This is a genomic window from Caldibacillus thermoamylovorans, from assembly GCF_000751775.1.
Lineage (GTDB): Bacteria > Bacillota > Bacilli > Bacillales > Caldibacillaceae > Caldifermentibacillus > Caldifermentibacillus hisashii.
In genome coordinates this window covers 37,633-61,848 of the sequence record NZ_CCRF01000083.1, presented here as the reverse complement: position 1 = coordinate 61,848, position 24,216 = coordinate 37,633, and the positions used below count along the sequence as shown (strand labels likewise).

At 37.1% G+C, this 24,216-nt stretch carries 17 protein-coding genes and 2 CRISPR repeat arrays (1 of these 19 only partly in view); of the genes, 13 read left to right on the top strand and 4 right to left on the bottom strand.

Annotated features, from left to right (window positions below; genetic code table 11):
• A CRISPR array of direct repeats spans nt 1-132; the repeat unit is 33 nt; unit sequence GTCGCACTCTTCACGGGGTGCGTGGATTGAAAT (it extends 571 nt beyond the left edge of the window).
• A gap of 249 nt (nt 133-381) precedes the next feature.
• From BT1A1_RS14400 to BT1A1_RS17490, 10 genes are all read left to right on the top strand, one after another.
• Nucleotides 382-2,799 (top strand): CRISPR-associated helicase/endonuclease Cas3, encoded by a 2,418-nt coding sequence (locus BT1A1_RS14400; protein ID WP_034772521.1) that lies wholly within the window; start codon nt 382-384, stop codon nt 2,797-2,799.
• A gap of 336 nt (nt 2,800-3,135) precedes the next feature.
• On the top strand, nt 3,136-3,852 hold the full coding sequence (gene cas5c / locus BT1A1_RS14395) for a type I-C CRISPR-associated protein Cas5c (RefSeq protein WP_034772519.1): 717 nt from the start codon (nt 3,136-3,138) through the stop codon (nt 3,850-3,852).
• Nucleotides 3,853-5,751, top strand: a complete 1,899-nt coding sequence (gene cas8c / locus BT1A1_RS14390; RefSeq protein ID WP_034772516.1) for a type I-C CRISPR-associated protein Cas8c/Csd1 — start codon at nt 3,853-3,855, stop codon at nt 5,749-5,751.
• Complete coding sequence (cas7c, locus tag BT1A1_RS14385; protein WP_034772514.1) at nt 5,748-6,611, top strand: type I-C CRISPR-associated protein Cas7/Csd2; 864 nt, start codon at nt 5,748-5,750, stop codon at nt 6,609-6,611. The genes cas8c and cas7c overlap by 4 nt, the downstream gene beginning before the upstream one ends.
• Nucleotides 6,601-7,260, top strand: coding sequence for a CRISPR-associated protein Cas4 (cas4, locus tag BT1A1_RS14380; RefSeq protein ID WP_034772512.1), 660 nt, complete (start codon nt 6,601-6,603; stop codon nt 7,258-7,260). Before cas7c ends, cas4 begins: the two co-directional genes overlap by 11 nt.
• Entirely contained in the window at nt 7,257-8,288 is a 1,032-nt protein-coding gene (gene cas1c / locus BT1A1_RS14375; protein WP_034772510.1) for a type I-C CRISPR-associated endonuclease Cas1c, read from the top strand. The genes cas4 and cas1c overlap by 4 nt, the downstream gene beginning before the upstream one ends.
• 8 nt (nt 8,289-8,296) lie before the next feature.
• Nucleotides 8,297-8,587 (top strand): CRISPR-associated endonuclease Cas2, encoded by a 291-nt coding sequence (cas2, locus tag BT1A1_RS14370; RefSeq protein ID WP_034772507.1) that lies wholly within the window; start codon nt 8,297-8,299, stop codon nt 8,585-8,587.
• Nucleotides 8,588-8,745: 158 nt separating this feature from the next.
• A CRISPR array of direct repeats spans nt 8,746-10,819; the repeat unit is 32 nt; unit sequence GTCGCACTCTTCATGGGTGCGTGGATTGAAAT.
• Between the two features lie 151 nt (nt 10,820-10,970).
• Nucleotides 10,971-11,366 (top strand): DUF3221 domain-containing protein, encoded by a 396-nt coding sequence (locus BT1A1_RS14365; RefSeq protein ID WP_051989160.1) that lies wholly within the window; start codon nt 10,971-10,973, stop codon nt 11,364-11,366.
• A gap of 202 nt (nt 11,367-11,568) precedes the next feature.
• A complete protein-coding gene (locus tag BT1A1_RS17495; RefSeq protein ID WP_051989159.1) occupies nt 11,569-12,150 on the top strand; it encodes a trypsin-like serine peptidase in 582 nt (193 codons plus the stop codon).
• Nucleotides 12,116-12,457 (top strand): trypsin-like serine peptidase, encoded by a 342-nt coding sequence (locus BT1A1_RS17490; protein ID WP_156103252.1) that lies wholly within the window; start codon nt 12,116-12,118, stop codon nt 12,455-12,457. Before BT1A1_RS17495 ends, BT1A1_RS17490 begins: the two co-directional genes overlap by 35 nt.
• Nucleotides 12,458-14,019: 1,562 nt before the next feature.
• Here BT1A1_RS17490 and BT1A1_RS14350 read toward each other — a convergent pair.
• Nucleotides 14,020-14,847, bottom strand: coding sequence for a formate/nitrite transporter family protein (locus BT1A1_RS14350; protein ID WP_034772504.1), 828 nt, complete (start codon nt 14,845-14,847; stop codon nt 14,020-14,022).
• Between the two features lie 614 nt (nt 14,848-15,461).
• Here BT1A1_RS14350 and BT1A1_RS14345 point away from each other — a divergent pair.
• The 3 genes from BT1A1_RS14345 (at nt 15,462) to uvrA (ending at nt 20,916) form a co-directional block, all read left to right on the top strand.
• Nucleotides 15,462-15,701 carry a CsbA family protein gene (locus tag BT1A1_RS14345; protein WP_034772501.1) on the top strand — a complete coding sequence of 80 codons (240 nt, stop codon included), beginning with the start codon at nt 15,462-15,464 and terminating at the stop codon, nt 15,699-15,701.
• A gap of 343 nt (nt 15,702-16,044) precedes the next feature.
• A complete protein-coding gene (gene uvrB / locus BT1A1_RS14340) occupies nt 16,045-18,033 on the top strand; it encodes an excinuclease ABC subunit UvrB (RefSeq protein WP_034772499.1) in 1,989 nt (662 codons plus the stop codon).
• Between the two features lie 6 nt (nt 18,034-18,039).
• A complete protein-coding gene (gene uvrA / locus BT1A1_RS14335; RefSeq protein ID WP_034772497.1) occupies nt 18,040-20,916 on the top strand; it encodes an excinuclease ABC subunit UvrA in 2,877 nt (958 codons plus the stop codon).
• A gap of 266 nt (nt 20,917-21,182) precedes the next feature.
• Here the strand turns inward: uvrA and BT1A1_RS14330 are convergent, their stop codons facing one another.
• From BT1A1_RS14330 to BT1A1_RS14320, 3 genes are read right to left on the bottom strand one after another with little or no spacing between them, the layout of a single operon-like run.
• Nucleotides 21,183-22,376, bottom strand: a complete 1,194-nt coding sequence (locus BT1A1_RS14330) for an ABC transporter permease (RefSeq protein ID WP_034772496.1) — start codon at nt 22,374-22,376, stop codon at nt 21,183-21,185.
• Nucleotides 22,373-23,071, bottom strand: a complete 699-nt coding sequence (locus BT1A1_RS14325; protein WP_034772494.1) for an ABC transporter ATP-binding protein — start codon at nt 23,069-23,071, stop codon at nt 22,373-22,375. Before BT1A1_RS14325 ends, BT1A1_RS14330 begins: the two co-directional genes overlap by 4 nt.
• Nucleotides 23,068-24,177, bottom strand: coding sequence for an efflux RND transporter periplasmic adaptor subunit (locus tag BT1A1_RS14320; RefSeq protein WP_043988516.1), 1,110 nt, complete (start codon nt 24,175-24,177; stop codon nt 23,068-23,070). Before BT1A1_RS14320 ends, BT1A1_RS14325 begins: the two co-directional genes overlap by 4 nt.
• Nucleotides 24,178-24,216: the final 39 nt, after the last annotated feature.

The window sequence follows — 24,216 nt, the reverse complement described above, 5'->3', positions numbered from 1 at the left end:
ACGGAAAGACATATGCGGTATTATTAGATGGGTCGCACTCTTCACGGGGTGCGTGGATTGAAATGTAAAACTGTGGGAACCGATTTACGAACGGTTGGCGTCGCACTCTATACGGGGTGCGTGGATTGAAATAAATTAAGTAAAAATTGCTAGAGTTCGAATCATATGATTAGTACAAAACTCAAAAAAGTTTTTCGAACAACTTTATGTTAAATATAGCATGAACTCTATTTAATGCTGCACAAAGCTTAATATTTTGGAAAAATGGACTCTTTGGATAGTAACCATATAAATATTTTGAAAAAATAATGAAAACGCTTAAATAAATAGGAAAAAAGTAGTATAATAATAGTGATTATTTTTAAACTAGGGGTTGATAAATTGGACTCTATTGCACATATACGAGAAAGTGATAAAAAGATTCAAACAGTTGAACAACACCTTCTAGAAGCAAAAGAATTTGCCGAAGCTTATGGAGCAAAAATTGGAATTACACATATTACTGGTTTAGCAGGAATGCTTCATGATTTAGGGAAATATTCAGATGAATTTCAAGAATATATTTTGGAAGCGGTAAATAATCCTTTCTCCCCTCCGAAACGTGGGAGTGTTGACCATTCAACAGCAGGAGGTAAATTGTTATTCGAGCGATTCCATAATCCCAAAAATCCTATTGAAAGTATTCTTGCAGAGGTTGTCGGTAATGCCATTATCTCGCATCATTCTTATTTACAGGATTTTTTAAGTCCCGATTTAGAATCAAATTATTTAAAAAGAGTCAGGGATAAAGAACTAAATAACTATGAAACAACAAAACAGAACTTCTTTCAAAAGGTCATATCTGAAATTGATTTTAATCAATATGTTCATGAGGCCACTATCGAATTACAAGAATTTCTAAAAAAGCATCCTTCAGAAGGCATTGAAAATAATGTTATGTTTTTAACAAAATTTGTCTTTAGTGCATTAATTGATGCCGATCGGACAAATACGAGAATGTTTGAGGAAGATCGATCCATCGAGAACGAAATTGATCAAGTTCATCTGTTTGAAAACTACTATAAAAAACTTATGGATAAGATTAATTCCTTTAAAAAAGATGGTAATGCAGCCAAACCGATTAACCGGTTAAGGCAAGAGATGTCAGAGCAATGCGAGGCCTTTGCACTTCAACCTTCAGGAGTATATACATTATCAATCCCGACAGGCGGCGGAAAAACACTGGCAAGTTTAAGATATGCACTTAAACATGCAATAAAATACAAGAAAAAAAGAATTATTTATGTTGTTCCTTATACGACAATCATTGAGCAAAATGCAGCTGAAGTCAGAGAAATATTAGACGATAATGAAAATATTTTAGAACATCATTCGAACGTGATCGAGGATAATGAGGATGATGAATGCCAAGACGGAATCATGAGTATCCAACAGAAATTAAAATTGGCAAAAGATAATTGGGATTCTCCAATCATTTTTACAACAATGGTCCAATTTTTAAACACCTTTTATGCTTACGGAAGTCGAAATATCCGGAGATTACATAATTTAAGTGAAGCAGTTATTATCTTTGATGAAGTACAAAAGATTCCCGTATCTTGTATTTCATTATTTAACAAGGCAGTTAATTTTTTGAATAATTATTGCCATTCATGCATGATTCTGTGTACAGCTACCCAACCGGCTCTTGATTTTGTAGAAAACAAGTTGTCCATAAATAAGGATGCTGAAATAATAAAGAATTTAGATGAGGTAATTGATGCTTTTAAAAGAGTAGAAATTATTGATCGAGCTACAGATGAAAAATTTGATACGAATAAACTTTGCAACTTTATTCAAACGAAATTGGATGAAGTACAAAACATAATGGTCGTATTGAATACAAAATCTGTTGTGAAAAAGCTATATGAACTTTTAAAAGAAGAAACGTCCATACCGGTTTATCACTTAAGTACTTCTATGTGTGCGGCTCATCGGAAAGAAATATTGGATGAAATTAGAGAAAAGCTGGATAATGAGGAAAAATTGATTTGTGTAAGCACCCAACTTATTGAGGCAGGGGTTGATATTAGTTTTGATTGTGTGATTCGTTCATTAGCCGGACTGGATTCTATTGCCCAGGCAGCTGGAAGATGTAATCGTCACGGTAAAAAAGATCTAGGTTATGTATATGTGATTGACCATATGGAAGAAAATCTTGATAAGTTAAAAGAAATAAAGGTTGGCAAGAAGGTTTCAGCACGTATTTTAAAAGATATTAAAAATAATCCTCGATTACATGGAGGAAGTATCTTAACCACTGAAGCAATGAAGAAATATTTCAGAGAGTTTTATAATGAGTTAGAATCGAATCTAAATTATTATATACCAAAATTAGGAAAAAATTTAGTGGAATTACTGAATGTTAAAAAGGCAAATTCCACATACTGTCAAGGATTCCGTAGTAAATATGGGGACGATCTTCCACTTTACTTAGTAAATAGTTATAAAACAGCTGCAGAATATTTTCAAGTCATCGAAAATCGAACGACATCCGTTATTGTTCCATATGGTCGAGGCGAGGATATTATTACAGAACTTACTGGAAATGGATCAATTGATGACTTAACAAAATTATTAAAACAAGCCCAGCAATATACAGTTAACCTTTATAGTCAAGAATTTGATCAATTAGCTAAAAATAATGGAATTGTATCACTTTTTGGCGGGAAAATTTATGCAGTTACTGAAGGTGCATATAGTAATAAGTTTGGCATCAATGTGAATAATGATAGTTCGCTTAATGATCTTATTGTATAAGAACCTATCGTTTTCAGATAGGTTCACAAATAATATAATATATTTTTCAATCCACGCCTTTTCTTTTCTAGGGTGAAAAAGCGACAATTTATTATAACATATAAAAATAAAAGAAGTAAGTGTTCATATATTATATTATTTAATAACTTTTTTAGAGAGTTGGAGTTATATTATAATTATGATTCCTATCCAAAAGGTTAAATTTGTAAAAAACTCCCTTCTCAAGATTCAAATGTTTTGTGCCACGTTAACTATTTGCAAACTAATGTTTAGCGTGACATCATTTTTGGGTGGGAATCTTATAAATATATATAAAAACTGAAAGGGGTGAATTTTTTGAGAAACTCAGTTGAATTTAAGGTTTATGGAGATTATGCTTTGTTTACTGATCCACTAACGAAAATGGGAGGGGAAAAGTTAAGTTATCAAATACCAACATACCAAGCGATAAAAGGAATATTAGAAAGCGTGTATTGGAAACCAACGATTTTATATGTAATTGATGAAGTTCGAGTGATGAATCCGATTCGAATGGAATCGAAAGGGATTCGTCCGATTGAATATGGCGGTGGAAATACACTTGCTAACTATACATATCTTAAAGATGTATGTTATCAAGTAAGAGCTCATTTTATTTTTAACCCGCATCGTCCGGATTTAGCCTTTGATCGAAACGAACATAAGCATCACAATATACTGAAGCGTTCACTAAAAGCAGGTGGACGAAGAGATATTTTTTTAGGAACAAGAGAATGTCAAGGGTATGTTGAGCCATGTGTTTTTGGAGAGGGAGAAAGCGCCTACGATGGTATTGAAGAAATTCATTTTGGAACAATGGTGCACGGGATAAATTATCCGGATGAAACAGGGAAAGACCAAATGGAAATTCGGCTTTGGAACCCGGTAATGAAAAATGGTGTTATTTCGTTTATTCGACCTGATCAATGCACACAAGTACGCCCGATTGCAGATATGAAAGCGAAACATTTTGATGAGAAGAATATGGAGTCAGTTGAACGCTTATATGAAGAACTTGAAGGGGGGAGGGAATAATTGAGCTGGTTATTGAATTTATATGAAACCTATGAGTCAAATGTTGACCAAGTAGGAAAAATTGAGTTTAAGCATAATGGAAATGAATTTACATTGCTGCCTATATCGCATACGACACAAACCGCACACATTGAAGTACAAATAACAGAAGACGGTGAGTTTCATTCTGCTTCAATTGTTGATGGTGCAGACGCAATAACCGTGATACCTTGTACCGAGGATTCTGCAAGTCGTTCTGGGATAAAAGCACCTCCATATCCTTTACATGATAAATTAAGTTATGTTGCAGGAGATTTTACCTCATTTGGAGGAAAACAAAAAGAGCCATTTAATAATTATATTAAACAATTAGAAGAGTGGGCTGTGTCGCCTTTTGCTGTTCCAAAAGTAAAAAGTATCTACACATATCTAAAAAAAGGGCAATTAATTAGGGATTTAGTTAATGAAGGAATTCTTTACTTGGATGAAGACGGAAAACTCATAAAGAAATGGGATAAAAAGTATGAGGCATTATATGGTGAAAAACCAAAGATTTTTTCCGTAGTGGCAGGTGAACAAGCAAGTGCATTTGTTCGATTTAACGTTTATTCGGCTACAAAGGTTTTAACAAGTATATGGAAGGATAAAGAAATGTATGAATCCTTTATTAACTACTATAATGGAAAACTAAGTGATAATGATTACTGCTATGTTACCGGGAAAAATAAACCTTTTACCGAGAAACATGCAAATAAGATTCGGAATTCAGGGGATAAAGCAAAACTCATTTCTGCAAATGATAAAAGCGGCTTTACTTTTCGAGGGCGATTTACGGATAGTAAACAAGTAGCAACGATTAGTTATGAGGTTTCACAGAAAGCTCATAATGCTTTAAAGTGGTTAATTAATCGTCAAGGTAAAATCATTGATAATCGCGTCTTTCTTGTATGGGGAAATGATGATGTAAATGTTCCAAACACAACAGATGATACTTATGATCTATATTCGCTTGACTTTTTAAGAGAGACACCCGAAAAAACGGAAAGAATCTCTTATACGAACAAAGAATTTGCTACTGAATTTGCAAAAGCCATTGAAGGATACAAAAATAATTTATCGATAAAATCCAATGTCAACATTATGATACTGGACTCCGCTACGACAGGTCGGTTGGCTGTACTTTATTATCGGAATTTGAATAAAGAAGAGTATTTAAATCGTCTTATAAATTGGCACTCTACTTGTGTGTGGCGCCATACATATAGGAAAGATGGGGATGGAAAGAGGGTTACTTTTATAGGTACACCTGCAACGAAAGATATTGCTTTTGCTGCTTATGGCCCAACTGCTAGTGATAAAGTTGTGAAAGGACTAATGGAGCGGATTCTTCCTTGCATTATCGATCAAAGGGAGATTCCCGAGGATATTACGAAAAGTGCTTTTTACCGAGCATCGAACCCGGTTGGAATGGAAAGATGGGAGTGGGAGAAAACACTCAGTATTGCTTGTGCACTCATTAATAAAAAGGAGGGATATACTGTGTCCTTAGATAAAGAAAACAATGACCGTGATTACTTATTCGGTAGATTATTGGCTATTGCCGATGTCCTTGAAAGATCAGCTCTTGGTCCGGATGAAAACCGTTCTACAAATGCAATTCGATTTATGAATTCTTTTTCTAAACACCCAGAAAGAACTTGGAAAACAATTCAAGCAAGCTTGCAACCTTATCAAATGCGTCTTGGTAAAAAAGGTCAATATTTTTCCATGTTAATAGATGAAGTTGCTTCAAGAATTAATTTAGAAGATTTCAATAATAAGCCGCTTTCGGGTAAATATTTATTAGGTTTTTATAGTCAAAGACATGAATTGTATCAAAAGCACGAAAAAAATACAAATGAAGGAGAGAATCAAGAATGAGTACATTAGACCATAAAATTGATTTTGCCGTTATTTTATCAGTAACAAAAGCGAATCCGAACGGGGACCCACTTAACGGTAATCGTCCTAGGCAAAATTATGACGGACGTGGGGAAATTTCTGATGTTGCCATTAAGAGAAAAATAAGAAATCGGCTACAAGATATGGGTGAACCAATTTTTGTTCAATCCAATGATAAGAACACCGATGGATATAAAAGTTTAAGAGAACGGGCTGAGGCCAACTCTGATTTACAAAAAATATTAAAGTCAAAAAACAGTTCAAGTGAAGAATTTGCTCAAATTGCCTGCAAAGAGTGGATCGATGTTAGAAGTTTTGGTCAAGTTTTTGCCTTTAAAAGTTCTGGCAGTGGTTCAGGCGTTTCAGTAGGTGTTAGAGGGCCTGTTTCTATTCATACTGCAACAAGTATTGACCCGATCGATATTGTCAGTACTCAAATTACTAAAAGTGTAAATTCAGAACCCGGTAAAGAAAAAGGATCAGATACGATGGGAATGAAGCACCGTGTTGATTTTGGTGTGTATGTATTTTACGGAAGCATTAATACGCAATTAGCTGAAAAAACAGGTTTTACAAATGAGGATGCAGAAAAGATTAAGCAGGCACTAGTTACTTTATTCGAAAACGATGCTTCATCGGCAAGGCCAGAAGGAAGTATGGAAGTTCATAAAGTCTATTGGTGGGAACATAACTCGAAATTGGGTCAGTATTCATCAGCAAAAGTTCATCGTTCTTTGGAAATTAACCATAAAGTAGAAGAACCAAAATCAATTGATGATTATGAAATAAAATTACATGAGTTAGATGGCTTAAAGGTTGAGGTTATTGATGGCCTATAATGATGAAGATGAATATCTTATGTTATCTGGTATTCAACATTTTCAATTTTGTAAAAGACAATGGGCATTAATTCATATTGAACAACAATGGGAGGAAAACGTAAAAACAATTGAAGGTCAGCATCTACATCGGAATGCGGACAACCCTTTTACTAGGGAAAAACGAGGAGAAAAGTTAATTGTTCGTGCAATGCCTGTGAAATCGAATGAACTTAGAATAACTGGCGTTTGTGATGTAGTCGAATTTATCAAGGACAAAAATGGAATAACGATTTTTGGTGAAGAAGGCAAATTCATGGTTTACCCTGTTGAGTATAAACGGGGTAAACCAAAAAAAGATGAATCCGATATCTTACAGTTAACCGCACAAACAATTTGTTTAGAAGAAATGTTTGCTTGCGAAATTACGTTGGGATTCTTATATTACAATGAGATAAGACATAGGGTTGAAATTCCACTAACCAATGAATATAAAGATAAAGTGCGCTTGATTGTTACCGAAATGCAGGATTATTATAAAAGAAAACATACACCAAAAGTGAAAACGGGAAAGTTTTGCAAAAGCTGTTCTCTCCAAAATGTTTGTTTACCTAATTTAATGACGAAACGTTCGGTCAAAAGTTATATTGATGGGATGATAAATGAATGAAAAAGTTGTTAAATACACTGTTTGTTACACAACCAGATGTTTATTTGGCCCTAGATGGAGACAATATTATTTTGTTAAAAGAACAAGAAAAGTTAGGTAGATTCCCACTGCATAATTTAGAATCCATAGTAGCTTTTGGATATACTGGGGCAAGTCCTGCTTTAATGGGATACTGTGCGGAAAGAAACATTTCTATTGTTTTTTTAACGATGAATGGCAGATTTTTAGCAAGAGTTACAGGAGAGAGCAGGGGTAATGTTGTTTTAAGAAAAAAACAGTATCGGGTGTCTGATGATGAACAAGCTTCTGCAAAAATAGCCCGTAATTTTATTGTTGGTAAGATTTTCAATAATAAATGGATTCTTGAAAGGGCAACAAGAGATTATCCGTTGCGAATTGATGTTGCAAAATTTAAGGAAGCTTCCAGTAATCTATCAACGATTATCCAAGATGTTAGACAATGTGAGGATTTAGAAAGATTAAGAGGGTTGGAAGGTCAAGCAGCTACATGTTATAACAAGCTTTTCAATCAATTGATACTACAGCAAAAGGAGGATTTTTATTTCCATTCCAGAAACCGCAGACCGCCAACGGATAATGTTAATGCGATGTTATCGTTTGCTTATACACTATTAGCGAATGACACCGCATCTGCTTTGGAAGGAGTCGGGCTAGATGCATACGTAGGCTTTTTACATAGGGACCGACCGGGAAGAGTTTCTTTAGCGCTTGATGTGATGGAAGAGTTGCGGGGTGTGTATGCGGATAGATTCGTTCTGTCATTAATTAATACAAAGGTTGTAAATCGTGATGATTTTTATAAAAAGGAAAATGGAGCGGTTGTGATGACTGATGAGGCGAGGAAGAAGTTTCTCAAATCATGGCAAAGCAGGAAGCAGGAAAAGATCACACATACATTTTTAGGAGAAAAGATATCATGGGGGCTCGTTCCTCATGTTCAAGCTTTATTATTAGCACGTTTTTTACGTTCTGATTTAGATGAATATCCGCCATTTTTCTGGAAGTAGGTGAGAGATTGCTCGTATTAATAACATATGATGTTAATACGGTTAGTACTTCAGGACAAAAGAGATTACGGAGAGTTTCAAAAATATGTCAAAATTATGGACAACGTGTACAAAATTCAGTTTTCGAATGTGTAGTTGACGCTACTCAATATACTACATTAAAATTTGAACTTGAGAGTGTTATAGATAAAGAAAAAGATAGTCTTCGATTTTATAAATTGGGAAATAATTATAAAAATAAGGTTGAGCATATCGGAATAAAACCTTCAATTGATATGGAGGGAACATTAATTGTTTAGTGCGAATGTAAAGTACACATAATTTTCCTAAGGGTTTCGCACCAAATTTTTTACCATTTTTTTCCATTTATTTGCTCATTTACTTAAATGTTCTTTAGTTAACTAAAGAAAATAGCGGTTTTTCTGTATATTTTGGGTCAATTTGGCACAAAATCGCTGTCGCACTCTTCATGGGTGCGTGGATTGAAATTTTTACTTGCGCGGCTTCTGTTTTAACCATTTTGTCGCACTCTTCATGGGTGCGTGGATTGAAATAGCTAATTAGTCGCTATAACCGAGAAAACTGTCTGTCGCACTCTTCATGGGTGCGTGGATTGAAATATCGTTGAACAAGACGGGGGGAGATTACACCACGGTCGCACTCTTCATGGGTGCGTGGATTGAAATTTTTTTGGTTATTTGGTGCATACATGTATTTCAGTCGCACTCTTCATGGGTGCGTGGATTGAAATTTTGCCATCTGTATTCAAAATTAAATTCCTTATTGTCGCACTCTTCATGGGTGCGTGGATTGAAATAAAAATTAAATTTTGTTTCCAGTCACAAATCATAGTCGCACTCTTCATGGGTGCGTGGATTGAAATAGTGCGGTAATTATCCTTTGAAACATTGCATCACGTCGCACTCTTCATGGGTGCGTGGATTGAAATTTCTTTTTATTCGATGATTGATCCATACTCTCAGTCGCACTCTTCATGGGTGCGTGGATTGAAATCGTCTTGGTAATGAGGATATAAATCATCGCTACCGTCGCACTCTTCATGGGTGCGTGGATTGAAATACAATTAACTCAGCATGTGATTGTATCAGGTCATGTCGCACTCTTCATGGGTGCGTGGATTGAAATCAACCATATATAGCACCAACAAAAAACATCAATAGTCGCACTCTTCATGGGTGCGTGGATTGAAATTAAAGCATGTGGATGAATCAGTTTAGCAGGCACAGTCGCACTCTTCATGGGTGCGTGGATTGAAATGATTTTTTTAGGCCAAGCATAAACCATAGCTAACGTCGCACTCTTCATGGGTGCGTGGATTGAAATTTTCTACATCCGTTTGGGTTGTAGCAATATCATCGTCGCACTCTTCATGGGTGCGTGGATTGAAATAGGTGGGAATCCTGCTTTTAAAAGAGAATTAGTTAAGTCGCACTCTTCATGGGTGCGTGGATTGAAATGATTGGGTCTCCTACCGGCTCATTTGTCATTTCGTCGCACTCTTCATGGGTGCGTGGATTGAAATAAAAATTCATTCGTCTTATTTAAGCGGTGTCGCGTCGCACTCTTCATGGGTGCGTGGATTGAAATATAACGATGGGACGATTGCGGAGTTAGAGGCGCAGTCGCACTCTTCATGGGTGCGTGGATTGAAATGCATATGTTTTAAAAATAGTGGATATTTGCATAGGTCGCACTCTTCATGGGTGCGTGGATTGAAATCTGCTACACTCCCATTTTGTACCCAACTTTGCCGTCGCACTCTTCATGGGTGCGTGGATTGAAATAATATCTAAATCTTGTGGCATAGTGTTTAATCTAGTCGCACTCTTCATGGGTGCGTGGATTGAAATTTTAATAACCTTGATTTCTTTTGCGTAGTTAAAGTCGCACTCTTCATGGGTGCGTGGATTGAAATTTCGAGATTCCTTAAAAAGTCAACAATATGCTTTGTCGCACTCTTCATGGGTGCGTGGATTGAAATATGGTAAAAGCTCCTGACCTGGTGAGCAAACGTTGTCGCACTCTTCATGGGTGCGTGGATTGAAATTAGTTGTGCATAGGCAAACTCTATATATGTTCCAGTCGCACTCTTCATGGGTGCGTGGATTGAAATGTTGGCAAGTTGCACTTCCAAGTTTGCTATTTTGTCGCACTCTTCATGGGTGCGTGGATTGAAATCCATCTTTGAACTGAACAGGTAGTCTAACTTTAGTCGCACTCTTCATGGGTGCTTGGATTGAAATTAAACTAATATAGAATTGCGTTTCACCGGGATCCGTCGCACTCTTCATAGGTGCGTGGATTGAAATTATACGAAACCTTTTGTTTTGCCATGTTCGACCCAAGTCGCACTCTTCATAGGTGCGTGGATTGAAATAATAGATGAAGGTATAACCCTTGAACCATATTTAACGTCGCACTCTTCATGGGTGCGTGGATTGAAATAATTTGACGTAATAAAAAGTTCGAAAATCTATCGTCGCACTCTTCATGGGTGTGTGGATTGAAATCGTGACGGTCTACCTAAAGACGAAATGGAAATGACTGTCGAACCCTACATAAATTTCACACCAAAGGAACTATAAAATAACACAGGAGATGACAATGATTGTAGCGAAGATAGTAATATAATAAAATATGACTTTTCTGGTGGTGTGGATTGTGAAAAAAATTTTGACATCAAAGAAGGCTGTGTTTGGAGGCTTGTTGTTCTTGCTTATTGGTACATGGGTATTCAGCGAAATGAGCAATCGTTTTTCCATGAAGGGGCAAGAGCCAACTGATGAAGGCTATATTGTTTTTCACAATGGTACGAAATATTTCGTTAAAGGAGAAAATATTACAGCTTCTGACTTGGAAAATTTTTCTGATGAAGATGTTACGATGTTTTCAAAAAAGTTTGAGGAAATAGCGATATTACTAGATGATGGAATGAAACTTTTAGGGACAGGAATTAAAAGTGGTGATCAGGTCGCTATTTGGTATGAAGAAGTCCTTGAATCGTACCCGGCACAAATTAAATTAATGCAAATAAGGAAAATTGATAAAAACAAATAAATTTACACTTCTTTACTAATTGTAATTGTTTGTTTTATGAAAATTCGTTATAATATAATCGTATTTTGAAAGGAGGTAATATTTTGAAAAAAGTGTTTTTCTAACAATCTTTTTGTTTACCTTTTTATTCGTTCCAATCAGTGCTTTGGCGGACAATACACTAGGAGACTTTCATTTTAATGCAAAATAATCTTCACATCCCTTGGATAGAGTTAATTCAAAGGGAGAGGTAACAAAATATGAGGATTACAGCAATAAGAACTTAACGTTTATCAATGAAACAAAAAGTTTTCAAGGCTCAGGAGAGCTTAATCCTATTTTTGTTGGTGATTTGCTAAATAAAGGCTTTTTAGAGACTACACAACCTTTAGTAAAAGATGTGACCACAAATGAAGTCGCACCATTTGTTATCATCGGTCCAGATGGAAGAACTAGAGTAGAAAATACAATAGTATTCCCATATAGTGCCATTACTTATATTTCCTTGGAGTGGGCAGATGGTAGCCGCGGATCTTGTACAGGGACATTAATTGGTATCGATAGAGTTTTAACAAATGGGCATTGTGTTGTGAATCCTACTACGCAAAGAGGGATAGTGAGTGCCACAGTTTATCCGGGTGTAAGTGGTAGTACCGCTTTATTTGGAGCATATAATGCGATCGATTATTATGTTACTTCCCATTGGATCAATACTGGAGCAATATCTCAAGATTATGCAGTTCTTGTACTAAGTCCATCGAATGGCCGCCATGCAGGAGAACGTGCTGGGATATGCAGGAATTAGGCAGGTAACGAATATTCTTAATCAGAACATCGGGATCTATGGTTATCCAGGTGATTTGATCAGAAGAGATGGAGCCATAAATCAATATGGGATGAGTGGAAATGTTGCAAGTGAGGATAGTCAAGTAGCTTATTATACAATTGATACAGCACCAGGACAGTTGGGCTCTGCTATGTTAAATACAAGCAATCAAGTCATTGGTGTACATAGCAGCGGTTTTTCTGATCGAAATGGTAATCCGGTGAGAAATGGCGGTCCAAAGATGAGCAGCTTTATGTTTGAGTTCGTTTCAAATGCGTTGAATTAATAATGGATAAAATACTGCACCTTTAAATGTTAGGGAGCACCAACATTTGGAGGTGCAGTTTTGCGTTCGCAAAATACTCAATAAAATGAGTGGGAGTCTGAGAAATGAACTGTTCATAAGTAATCAGTTATTTTGTGCAAAACCAAACTTTTACACGAAATGTGCCGAAAATCTTTTTTATCAACAAATCGGTATAACAAAGTTAATTTTTTGTTTAAGATATAGGATACAGATACTGAGGCAAGAATCCCGAGATAAAAACGAACTTTAAACAATTTTTCTTAGCGGAAACGAAAGATTAGGTGTTTTATGTCAAGGCTTGTAATATCTACTAAGGATGTATCATTCCCAAAAGTCCATTAGTCCTTTATACTAATTGGAGTAAAAGATTTAATGGAGAGGAATTAATTATGACCGTTACGAATGAAGAAATGATTGTTGAGATAAAAAGTTTGGACGATAAAGGCGCGGGACGAACTAGTGTTTGGCGTTAGAATGAGCACGGAAATCAGAAAAAGTTAAGGCTAACGATTCCGCAAGTACTCCCTGGAGAAAAAGTTCGTGTTATTGTTGACAAGCCAGAACGTCGAAGAAGAAGGGCGATTGCTGAAGAGCAAGATAGATAAGCTCAACAACAAGAAGAAGGAACTAAACCTCGAGCTCAACTACGTCGAGGACGTAGAAGAGTTATTGAAGTATATAAAGATGGCCAACTAGTAAATACAATCGATGGATTACTAGAGACTTTCAAATGGACAACAGAGAACAAAATTTGTAACGTTGGCTGGGTGAAGCATTCACTCAAAACTGGTAAAGAAACTGTTGCTGGTCGAAAATTCGAAGAAGGTGGATTTCTATTCAAGTACGTTGAATAATCAGCGTGCTTGTTTAGTGTCGCACTCTTCATGGGTGCATGGATTGAAATCAAAGCTAACAATCTTTTAAGCTCATAATAATCAAGTCGCACTCTTCATGGGTGCGTGGATTGAAAGTTAAGCAATGGAACTTCTGATAAACTAGTATGGTTTGCGGGAATTTGTGCTGAAACATTGAAAGGTATAATTAACTTTTCCATCTGGATTCGCATTAGGTGTTTTTGTCTTTTTTCTTCCTTAGACGCTCATCCAATAAAAAAATGTTAGCTCTTTATTTATGAGTCGCCTCAAACGATGAATTACCACATTCTGATTGTCATCTAATTGAAAATGGTAGATCTATTCGCAAAACTAATCGACTTAAAAATAACTGTTTTTCAGCATTAGCATACATATTTGCTATTCGGTTGATAATCTAAACAAATGTCTAATAATTGAATGAATGTCAAAAAAATAGACACTCTTTGCAATTATGCTGAAATTTAAGAAATGAACACGGCCGTCCAAAATTACGCCACACCAACTCAAATACCGTAAAAAAATGTCGACTGTATACATTGGTATCATATTGGCAATGCGATAAAGGTAAAATAATTTTATATCCATAAAAACCACCCAAATGAACAAAAGCAATAGGGTGGTTTTTAAAGGGAAAAAATAAAAGGAAAATGATCACCAAACGAATCTTTATTTAGCAATAATTTTCTGCTTTTCATCTCCTGCATATATTGGCACTTCTTTTTTAATTCCTTGCCTATTTACATACCAATTTGTTGCTCCAACAAATAACCCACCACCAACAATGTTTCCAAGTGAAACAATGAGCAAATTAAAAGCCGCTCCTGTCAAGGTAATAGTATCCGGGTGAGGGACTGATAAAGAAATAGAAAATAACGCCATGTTGGCAATACTATGCTCATAACCGGAAACAAAGAAAGAAGTGACCGTCATCATGATCAACATAACCTTTGCTGCAAAATTGTCGGTTTGCAACGGGAGCCAAATGGCCAGACAAACAAGCCAGTTACATAGAATACCGCGAAAAAACATTTCCCCTGTCGTTAATCCAATCTTGCCTGTCACCGCACTAAATAAATAGTGGTCAGCTGGAATATCTTTAAATAAACCCGTCTGAACAAATAAAAAAGTAAAAAACAAGACGCCGATTAAATTTCCAAGATAGGTAACACCCCAAACATACAGGGTTTCTTTCAAGGAAGTCTTTTGATCCAGACTGCCCATTGTCATGTACATCGTATTCCCGGTAAACAGCTCACCGCCACCAATCACAATTAAAACTAACGCTAGTGAGAAGGTCATCCCGCCGATTAAGGATGTGGCCGGTGATCCGGTTGCCCTGAATGCGTCTCCAATTCGAAAGGCAAAAACAACCGCAAACGAAATATAAACTCCTGCAAGCATCGCCTTTGTCCAAAATTTCTTTGGGTCATTTTTCAGCATATCGGCTTTTTTTACAGATGTATCAATGGCTGTACTTAATGCACTTGTAGACATAGAAAAACTCCTAACTTTTTTAATGTATTGTGATCAAAATCACAAGCAACATTAATATACCGATTTTTCTATAGTCAAACAATCCTTTTATAAAAAGTTTCTAAGATTGGTCATAATTTTGTTGTTAATCGTAAATAATTAAACCTTCTTTCCAGGAGAATAAGGAAAAAGATTATCATGTCCATTTTATGCAAGTAACAAGAACGGGAAGTTATCCACAGAGGAACCCTTTATATCCACAACTAATCAAAAATTATCCACATAATAACTGCAGTTAAGCACAGAAAAATCACAACTTATCCACATAACTAACAAAATTGTTCACGGTAGTTGGAAAATGTACACAAGTCAGAAGTTAACTTTAGAAAAACTACTCGGAAGATGTGGAAAAGTTATCCACAAGCGTTTAAACATACGAATCCGGCAAAATATGATAAAATATAAATTGTATTTTATAAAGCAAAAGCAGGGACTGGGAGTGGTTCCGACGAAAATATAAAAGCCGATCATTATGCAGTTGGTACTCATAAGATTGGAAAAATTGGAATAAAGATACGTGGAATGAACTTCGTCGGACTGACTCCTAAACCGATTATATATTTTGGAGTGAGGGTATGCTTGGAAAATTAATTGCCGGATTAATCTTTCCGTGTTTGTTGGTCATCTTATTTTCACGTGTAACTTATAATCATATCGTCGGATTGCTGTTAACATTGGCTCTGATTTCTGTGTCCGCATATAAAGGTTATACCCATTCATGGCCGTTGATTATTATTGACGGTATTTCGTTGACGATAGGATTTTGGTATTCAAAACGCATGGTAAAAAATTTTAAAAGAAAAAAGGATGAATGAGGTATAAAATCGCTTATCACAATTTGTTAGGCGGTTTTTCTTTTCATCGGGGAATGAGGATAAGTTCTTCATACCCTGTGGATAAACAGTGTAAAAATTGTGTATAACGTTAATATTGTGGTTAATTAAATTTACAGCTGGGACTGTATCATTTGAAGTTTTTCTTGAGGCGTCCTTAAATCCGCGGAATGGGCATCCTCGTTGGAAATTTATACATTCGCCTAACCTATAAAAATTAAACGAATATTCGTTCGCAAAATAGTGGCTTTTCTGTTATGCTTTTGGTAAAATAGATTCTGTGAATGATGAATGTACGGACCCAAAAAATAATGGGGTGATTTAGATGGAAAAAACAAAGGATCAATTTCAGTTAGTGTCAAAATATCAACCTCAAGGGGATCAACCGCAAGCGATAAAAGAGCTGGTTGCGGGCTTAAAAAACGGCAAGAAACATCAAACATTGCTGGGGGCAACCGGTACAGGGAAAACTTTTACCATTTCTAATGTGATAAAAGAAGTGAATAAACCAACGTTAATTATTGCTCATAACAAGACATTGGCAGGGCAATTATACAGCGAATTCAAAGAGTTTTTCCCAAACAATGCCGTTGAATATTTTGTCAGTTACTATGATTATTACCAACCCGAAGCCTATGTACCACAGACCGATACGTATATCGAGAAGGATGCAAGTATTAATGATGAAATTGATAAGCTGCGACACTCAGCGACATCGGCATTATTTGAACGTCGCGATGTCATTATCATAGCCAGTGTATCCTGCATTTATGGGTTAGGTTCACCGGAAGAATATAAAGAACTTGTATTATCACTAAGGGTCGGCACGGAAATCGAGCGGAATGAACTGCTTCGGAAATTGGTTGATATCCAGTATACCCGAAATGATATTGACTTCCATCGGGGTACCTTCCGGGTTCGCGGTGATGTTGTGGAAATTTTTCCATCTTCACGAGATGAGCATTGTATCCGTGTTGAATTTTTTGGTGATGAAATTGATCGAATTCGGGAAGTCGATGCGTTGACGGGCGAGATTATCGGAGAACGGGAACATGTGGCGATTTATCCGGCTTCCCACTATGTTACACGGGAAGAAAAAATGCAAGTCGCCATTAAAAATATTGAACAAGAATTACAAGAACGGTTAAAGGAACTCCGGGCTCAAGGGAAGCTTTTAGAAGCACAAAGATTGGAACAGCGGACAAATTATGATTTGGAAATGATGCGGGAAATGGGTTTTTGTTCAGGAATTGAAAACTATTCCCGTCATTTAACCTTAAGGGAAGCGGGCGCTACCCCATATACGTTGCTCGATTATTTTCCAGAGGATTTTTTAATCGTTGTTGATGAATCCCATGTAACGATTCCGCAAATCCGGGGTATGTATAACGGAGACCAAGCAAGAAAAAATGTACTTGTTGAACATGGCTTCCGCTTACCATCTGCCCTGGATAACCGACCGCTTATGTTTGAAGAATTTGAAAAACATATCAACCAAATTATTTACGTTTCAGCAACTCCGGGACCATATGAATTGGAACATTGTCCGACGGTGGTTGAACAAATTATTCGTCCGACCGGCTTACTGGATCCGATTATAGAGGTCCGTCCGATCAAAGGACAAATTGATGACCTTATCGGAGAAATTCAAGAACGAATTCGGAAAAATGAGCGGGTTCTTGTAACGACATTAACGAAAAAAATGTCCGAGGATTTAACCGATTATTTGAAAGAAATCGGGATTAAAGTTCAGTATTTACATTCTGAAGTAAAAACATTGGAGCGGATTGAGATTATTCGTGATTTGCGACTGGGCAAATATGATGTCATTGTCGGGATTAACTTGTTACGGGAAGGACTTGATATTCCGGAAGTGTCCCTTGTTGCCATTTTAGATGCAGATAAAGAAGGATTTTTACGGTCAGAACGTTCATTAATCCAAACGATTGGCCGGGCAGCAAGAAATGCAAACGGAAAAGTCATTATGTATGCGGACCAAATTACTCGTTCAATGGATTTCGCAATCAATGAAACAAAACGGCGGCGCCAAATCCAAGAAGAATATAATCGGAAACATGGCATTACCCCGAAAACGATTCAAAAAGAAATTCATGATGTTATTCGTGCAACCATTGCCGCTGAAGAACAGGAAGAATACAGTCCGACTGATAAATATGGAAAGTTATCTAAGAAAGAACGGGAAAAATTAATTCAAAAATTAGAAGCGGAAATGAAAGAAGCAGCCAAAGCACTTGACTTTGAACGCGCTGCTGAATTGAGAGACTTGGTATTAGAGTTGAAAGCAGAAAGGTGACGATAAATGAAGGATCAAATTAAAGTAAGAGGTGCACGGACAAATAATTTAAAAAATATTGATGTCGATATTCCCCGTAATCAACTTGTAGTCTTTACGGGGTTATCCGGTTCAGGAAAATCTTCGCTGGCTTTTGATACCATTTATGCTGAAGGTCAACGTCGGTATGTCGAGTCGCTTTCTGCTTATGCCAGGCAGTTTTTAGGACAAATGGACAAGCCGGATGTTGATTCCATTGAAGGATTATCTCCGGCTATTTCTATTGACCAAAAAACGACCAGTCGGAATCCCCGTTCAACAGTTGGAACAGTTACGGAAATATATGATTATTTGCGATTACTGTATGCTCGTATTGGTCACCCGATTTGTCCGAACCATGGCATTGAAATCACCTCACAAACCGTTGAACAGATGGTCGATCGTATATTGGAATATCCGGAGCGGACCCGGATTCAAATCTTAGCTCCGGTTGTCTCCGGCAGAAAGGGGACGCACGCCAAAGTTCTTGAAGACATAAAGAAAGAAGGGTTTGTCCGCGTCCGTATTGACGGAGAAATGCTTGAATTGAACGATGATATTGAGCTGGAAAAAAATAAAAAGCATTCCATCGATGTTGTCATTGACCGGATTATTATAAAAGAAGGAGTCACAGCGCGGCTGACCGACTCATTGGAAACAGCATTGAAACTAGGACAAGGACGCGTCATAATCGATGTCATTGGTCAAGAAGAATTACTTTTCAGTGAGTTACATGCTTGTCCGTATTGTGGTTTTTCCATCGGGGAATTGGAACCAAGGATGTTTTCGTTTAACAGTCCGTTTGGGGCTTGCCCGGATTGTGACGGGATTGGTTCGAAATTGGAAGTGGATCTCGACCTTGTTATTCCTGATAAAAACTTAACATTACGACAAGGGGCGATTGCACCTTGGGAACCGGTCAGTTCCCAGTATTATCCGCAATTATTAGAAGCGGTTTGTAATCATTACGGGATTGATATGGATGTACCGGTGAAAGATATTCCGCAACATTTAATGGATAAAATTTTATACGGTTCAGATGGGGAATTAATTCACTTCCATTATGAAAATGATTTTGGCGTGATTCGGGATACGGATATCGAATTTGAAGGCGTTCTTCGCAATATTGAGCGCCGTTTTCGGGAATCCACTTCTGATTATACAAGAGAACAAATGGAAAAGTATATGGCGCAAAACCCTTGTCCGACTTGTAAAGGATATCGCTTGAAAAAAGAAACATTGGCAGTGAAAATTAATGGACTTCATATTGCGGAAGTAACCGACTTTTCCATTCAAGAAGCTCTCCATTTTTTCGATACATTGGAATTAAGTGAAAAAGAACAAAACATTGCTCGCTTAATTTTGCGGGAAATTAAGGAACGGCTCGGTTTTCTTGTTAATGTCGGTTTGGATTATTTAACCTTGAGCAGGGCGGCCGGTACATTATCCGGTGGAGAAGCACAACGGATTCGTCTGGCAACTCAGATCGGTTCCCAATTAACGGGTGTCCTGTATATTTTGGATGAGCCATCAATTGGTTTGCATCAACGCGATAATGATAAATTAATTGAAACGATGAAACGAATGCGTGATCTTGGAAATACGTTAATCGTTGTTGAACATGATGAAGATACGATGTTGGCGGCTGATTATCTTGTCGACGTTGGACCGGGAGCGGGTGTTCATGGAGGCACGGTTGTTTCAGCCGGAACACCGGAACAAGTGAAGGGTGATCCGCATTCATTAACAGGTCAATATTTAGCCGGCAAAAAATTTATTCCGTTGCCACAAGAACGGCGAAAAGGAAATGGACAATATTTGGAAGTTGTTGGCGGTAAAGAAAACAATTTAAAAAATATCCGTGTTAAATTTCCTCTCGGTACATTTATTGCGGTCACCGGTGTTTCCGGATCAGGTAAAAGTACATTAGTTAATGAAATTTTATATAAAAGCCTATCACAAAAATTAAATCGTGCCAAAGTGAAACCGGGGCAACATAAAGAAATCAAAGGAATAGAAAATCTGGAAAAAGTTATCGATATTGACCAGTCACCGATCGGACGTACTCCACGTTCCAATCCGGCTACTTATACAGGTGTTTTCGATGATATCCGTGATGTATTTGCAGCGACGAACGAGGCCAAAATTCGCGGCTATAAAAAAGGACGCTTTAGTTTTAATGTTAAAGGCGGTCGCTGTGAGGCATGTAAAGGGGACGGCATCATTAAAATTGAAATGCACTTTCTTCCGGATGTTTATGTACCATGCGAGGTTTGTCATGGAAAACGGTACAATCGTGAAACATTGGAAGTGAAATATAAAGGGAAAAATATTGCGGACGTGCTTGATATGACCGTAGAAGATGCATTGGAGTTTTTTGCCAATATCCCAAAAATTAAACGGAAAATCCAAACGATTTATGATGTTGGTCTCGGGTATATGAAACTTGGTCAACCGGCAACGACATTATCCGGTGGGGAAGCACAACGGGTTAAGCTTGCCTCCGAATTGCATCGGCGTTCCAATGGCCGCACTTTGTATATTTTGGACGAACCGACAACCGGTCTTCATGCTGATGATATTGCCCGTCTCCTCGATGTTTTACAACGTCTTGTTGAAAACGGCGATACGGTGGTCGTTATTGAACATAATCTCGATGTGATAAAAACAGCGGACTATATTATTGATCTGGGTCCGGAAGGCGGGGATCGCGGCGGTACGGTTATTGCGAAAGGAACGCCTGAACAAGTGGCCAAAACAGATGTGTCTTACACCGGTTATTATTTGAAACGTGTTATCGAGAGGGACCGAGAACGGATGAAAAACATGATTCGGGAAAAAGAAGAACTACCAATACAATCATAATTTCCGAATTAAAGCTAAACATTCATGTATAAAATATGTATTAACCAGAAAAAACTGTTTCACTAATAGATGAAAAGGCATGGTAACTCAAGTTTTGATAACCATGCCTTTTTGTGTAAAGGAATTAATTTCAAATAGTTTTATATTGAAAATGTATATGTTGCTTTTACAGAATTGATTTGTTCAAATAGTTTTATATAAGAGAGCTTTTTAAATAAAATTTATACTGACTACCTTGACTTGCCATAATGTGCGATACTAAAAGTTTATTCATATCGTAAAGCTTCGATTGGGTCTAAATTCGATGCTTTATTAGCAGGTAAGATGCCGAATATGATACCGATAAACATCGAGAACAATAATCCGATTAAAACGATCGGCAATGAGACAATTATCGGAAAACCGATTATCGACGAAACCAAATAGGCAACACCAGCACCAAATAAAATCCCAATCGTCCCGCCGATTAACGTTAATGTCATTGCTTCGACTAAAAACTGAAATAAAATTTGACCTCTTGTCGCACCCAAAGCCATCCGGGTACCTATTTCACGGGTACGTTCGGTAATGGAAACAAGCATAATATTCATAACGCCAATTCCACCGACTAATAAAGAAACTCCCGCAATACATCCAATAATCAGGGTCATAATGGATGTAATTTGGCCAATCCCTTCAGCAATTTCTTCCATGTTTGTCACTTGGTAGGCTTCCTCTGTTCCATGAATTTGATTTAATAATTGTGCTGCTTTCTTTCCTGCTTCTTGCAATTTCTCAGTATTTTCAGCTTGAATTGTGATAGAACTGATTTTGTTGTTACCGGTTATCGTTCGCCAAGTTTTCCAAGGAACATATACCTCATTGGAACTGAACGATGCTAACAGCCCGGTTGGTTTTTCTAAAACACCGACAACTTCAAAAGGCTGTGATTGAACATAAATAATTTTTCCTAACGGCTCCTCTTTTTCAAATAACTCCTTGCTAAGACCTGAACTGATTACAGCCGCACGTCCGCCCCCTAAAAAATCTGATGGCAGTAAATTTCTTCCGCTCGATACGTTTAACTCGTTTACTTCAATGTACGTTTGGTTAATACCGGAAATAGATGACTCAATTGTATTTTCCCGGTAGCGAACATTGCCAAATTCATCACTGGATGTCACAATTTTTGAAATTTCCGGGATTGTTTCAATGGAACGGATATCGTCTTCCGTAAACGGTGACCAAAGAGCATCCGGATTTTCCTTCATTTCTTCTTCAGAGGGGGAGTAAGATAAAGAAACCGTATTTCCGGAACCAACAATTAGTGATTTGAGCTTTTCCGTTCCCCCTTGACCAAGTGCGACAATGAAAATGACGCTCGATACACCAATAATTATGCCAATCATTGTTAAAATTGAACGCATTTTATGAACAAAGATGGAGGAGAAAGCAATTTTAATATTTTCGACAATACTCATAGGATCTCTCCTCTATTTTCTTGATCAATATCTTGAACGATGTACCCGTCACGTAATAAGATTAAACGATTGGCATAGCTGGCCACTTCTTCTTCGTGCGTAACAACAATTACGGTAGTCCCGTCTTCTTTATTTAACATAGTAAATAGCTCCATAATCTGTTCGCTTGTTTTTGTATCGAGAGCACCGGTCGGTTCATCAGCCAGGATCAGATCGGGTTTATTGACAATGGCTCTGGCAATTGCCACCCGTTGTTTTTGGCCACCTGACAGCTCATTGGGTAAGTGTAACATCCGATCCCCGAGTCCAACTTTCTCTAAAGCTTCTTTTGCTCGTTCTTCCCGCTCTTTCTTTTTAACTCCGGCATAAATCATCGGAAGTTCAACATTTTTCAACGCATTTAATCGCGGTAACAAATTAAATTGTTGAAAGACAAAGCCAATCGCCCGGTTGCGAATTTTTGCCAGTTCATGCTCTTTATACTGCAAAACCTCTTTCCCGTTTAAAAAATATGTACCCTCAGTCGGTCGATCGAGAAATCCAATAATATTCATTAAAGTGGATTTTCCGGAACCGGACGGGCCCATAATTGAGATAAATTCTCCTCTATTAATCTTTAAATCAATTCCGTTTAGAACAAGAACATCTTCATTCCCTAGTGAATAACTTTTTTTAATAGAAGCCAATTGGATCATTTTACAATCACTTCCATGCCATCTTGAATGTCATCGGACGGGTCTTTAATGACTTTATCTTTCTTGGTAACCCCATCTTTAATTTCAATGGATTCGAGTGAGGCGTTGCCAACTTTTACTTCTTTTCTTACAGCTTTTCCATTTTTAACAATGAAAACATAACTTTTTTCCCCGTCTTGTTTAACAGCAGTTAATGGGAGAGTTTTAGCCGTGTATTCATTGGCGGTGATTTCAATAATCATTTGAAACCCGGGCTTTAACTCAATATTTTGATCGGTTACTTCAATTTCGATCGTATATTGAACGCCGCTTTGTGCACCTGAATCTTGTAAACCGGTCGACTCTTCGGGTAAATATGAAATACTTTTCACTTTCCCTGACCATGTCTTATCAGGAACTGTGTCCGCAGTTAGTTTAACCGCTTGTCCTTCATTAATTTTCAGCGCATCATATTCTGAAACTGAGCCAACAACGATAAACTGACCAATTGAACCAATTTTCATAATCGGTTCGGGGATTTCCGAATTTGTTTTAAACTGGGCATCCTCATTTATCTCAATGATTTTACCGGCAATATCACTTACAACTTTCAAATCGGCTAACTGTTGGTTAATATTGTCTTTTTGTAATTGAGCTTGCTTTAATTCAAGTTTTGCTTGTTCCAACTGAAGATTTACTTGATCACGTTCTTTCTTTAATGTTTCATCATCTTTATTGTCTTTTAAAAGTTTATCTATTTCCTTTAGCTGTTTTTGTGTATCTTCAATTTGTAAATTGACCGACTGGATTTGCAACTCATTTTGTTTTTGTTCCATTAAAAGCTGGTCACTTTTATAGGTGAAAAGCGGGGTTCCTGCTTGAACATCGTCACCAACTTTTACTGAGATATCTGCAATCTTTCCTTTCGTTGCATCATAGTAAATCGACTGTTCGTTTGCCAGTTTTAATGTTCCTTGTGAGATAACATTTTCGGATAATTTTTCCTCCTTAACGGAAGCAACTTCAACTTCAATATTATTACCGGAAGCTTTTATTAGATTAAAAGAAAACAAGGTTACAATAATGGCGATAATTCCAATGGTTATCCATAGTTTTTTATTTTTCATCAATATACACCTTTCACTTACTTATAGAATAGAAACAAT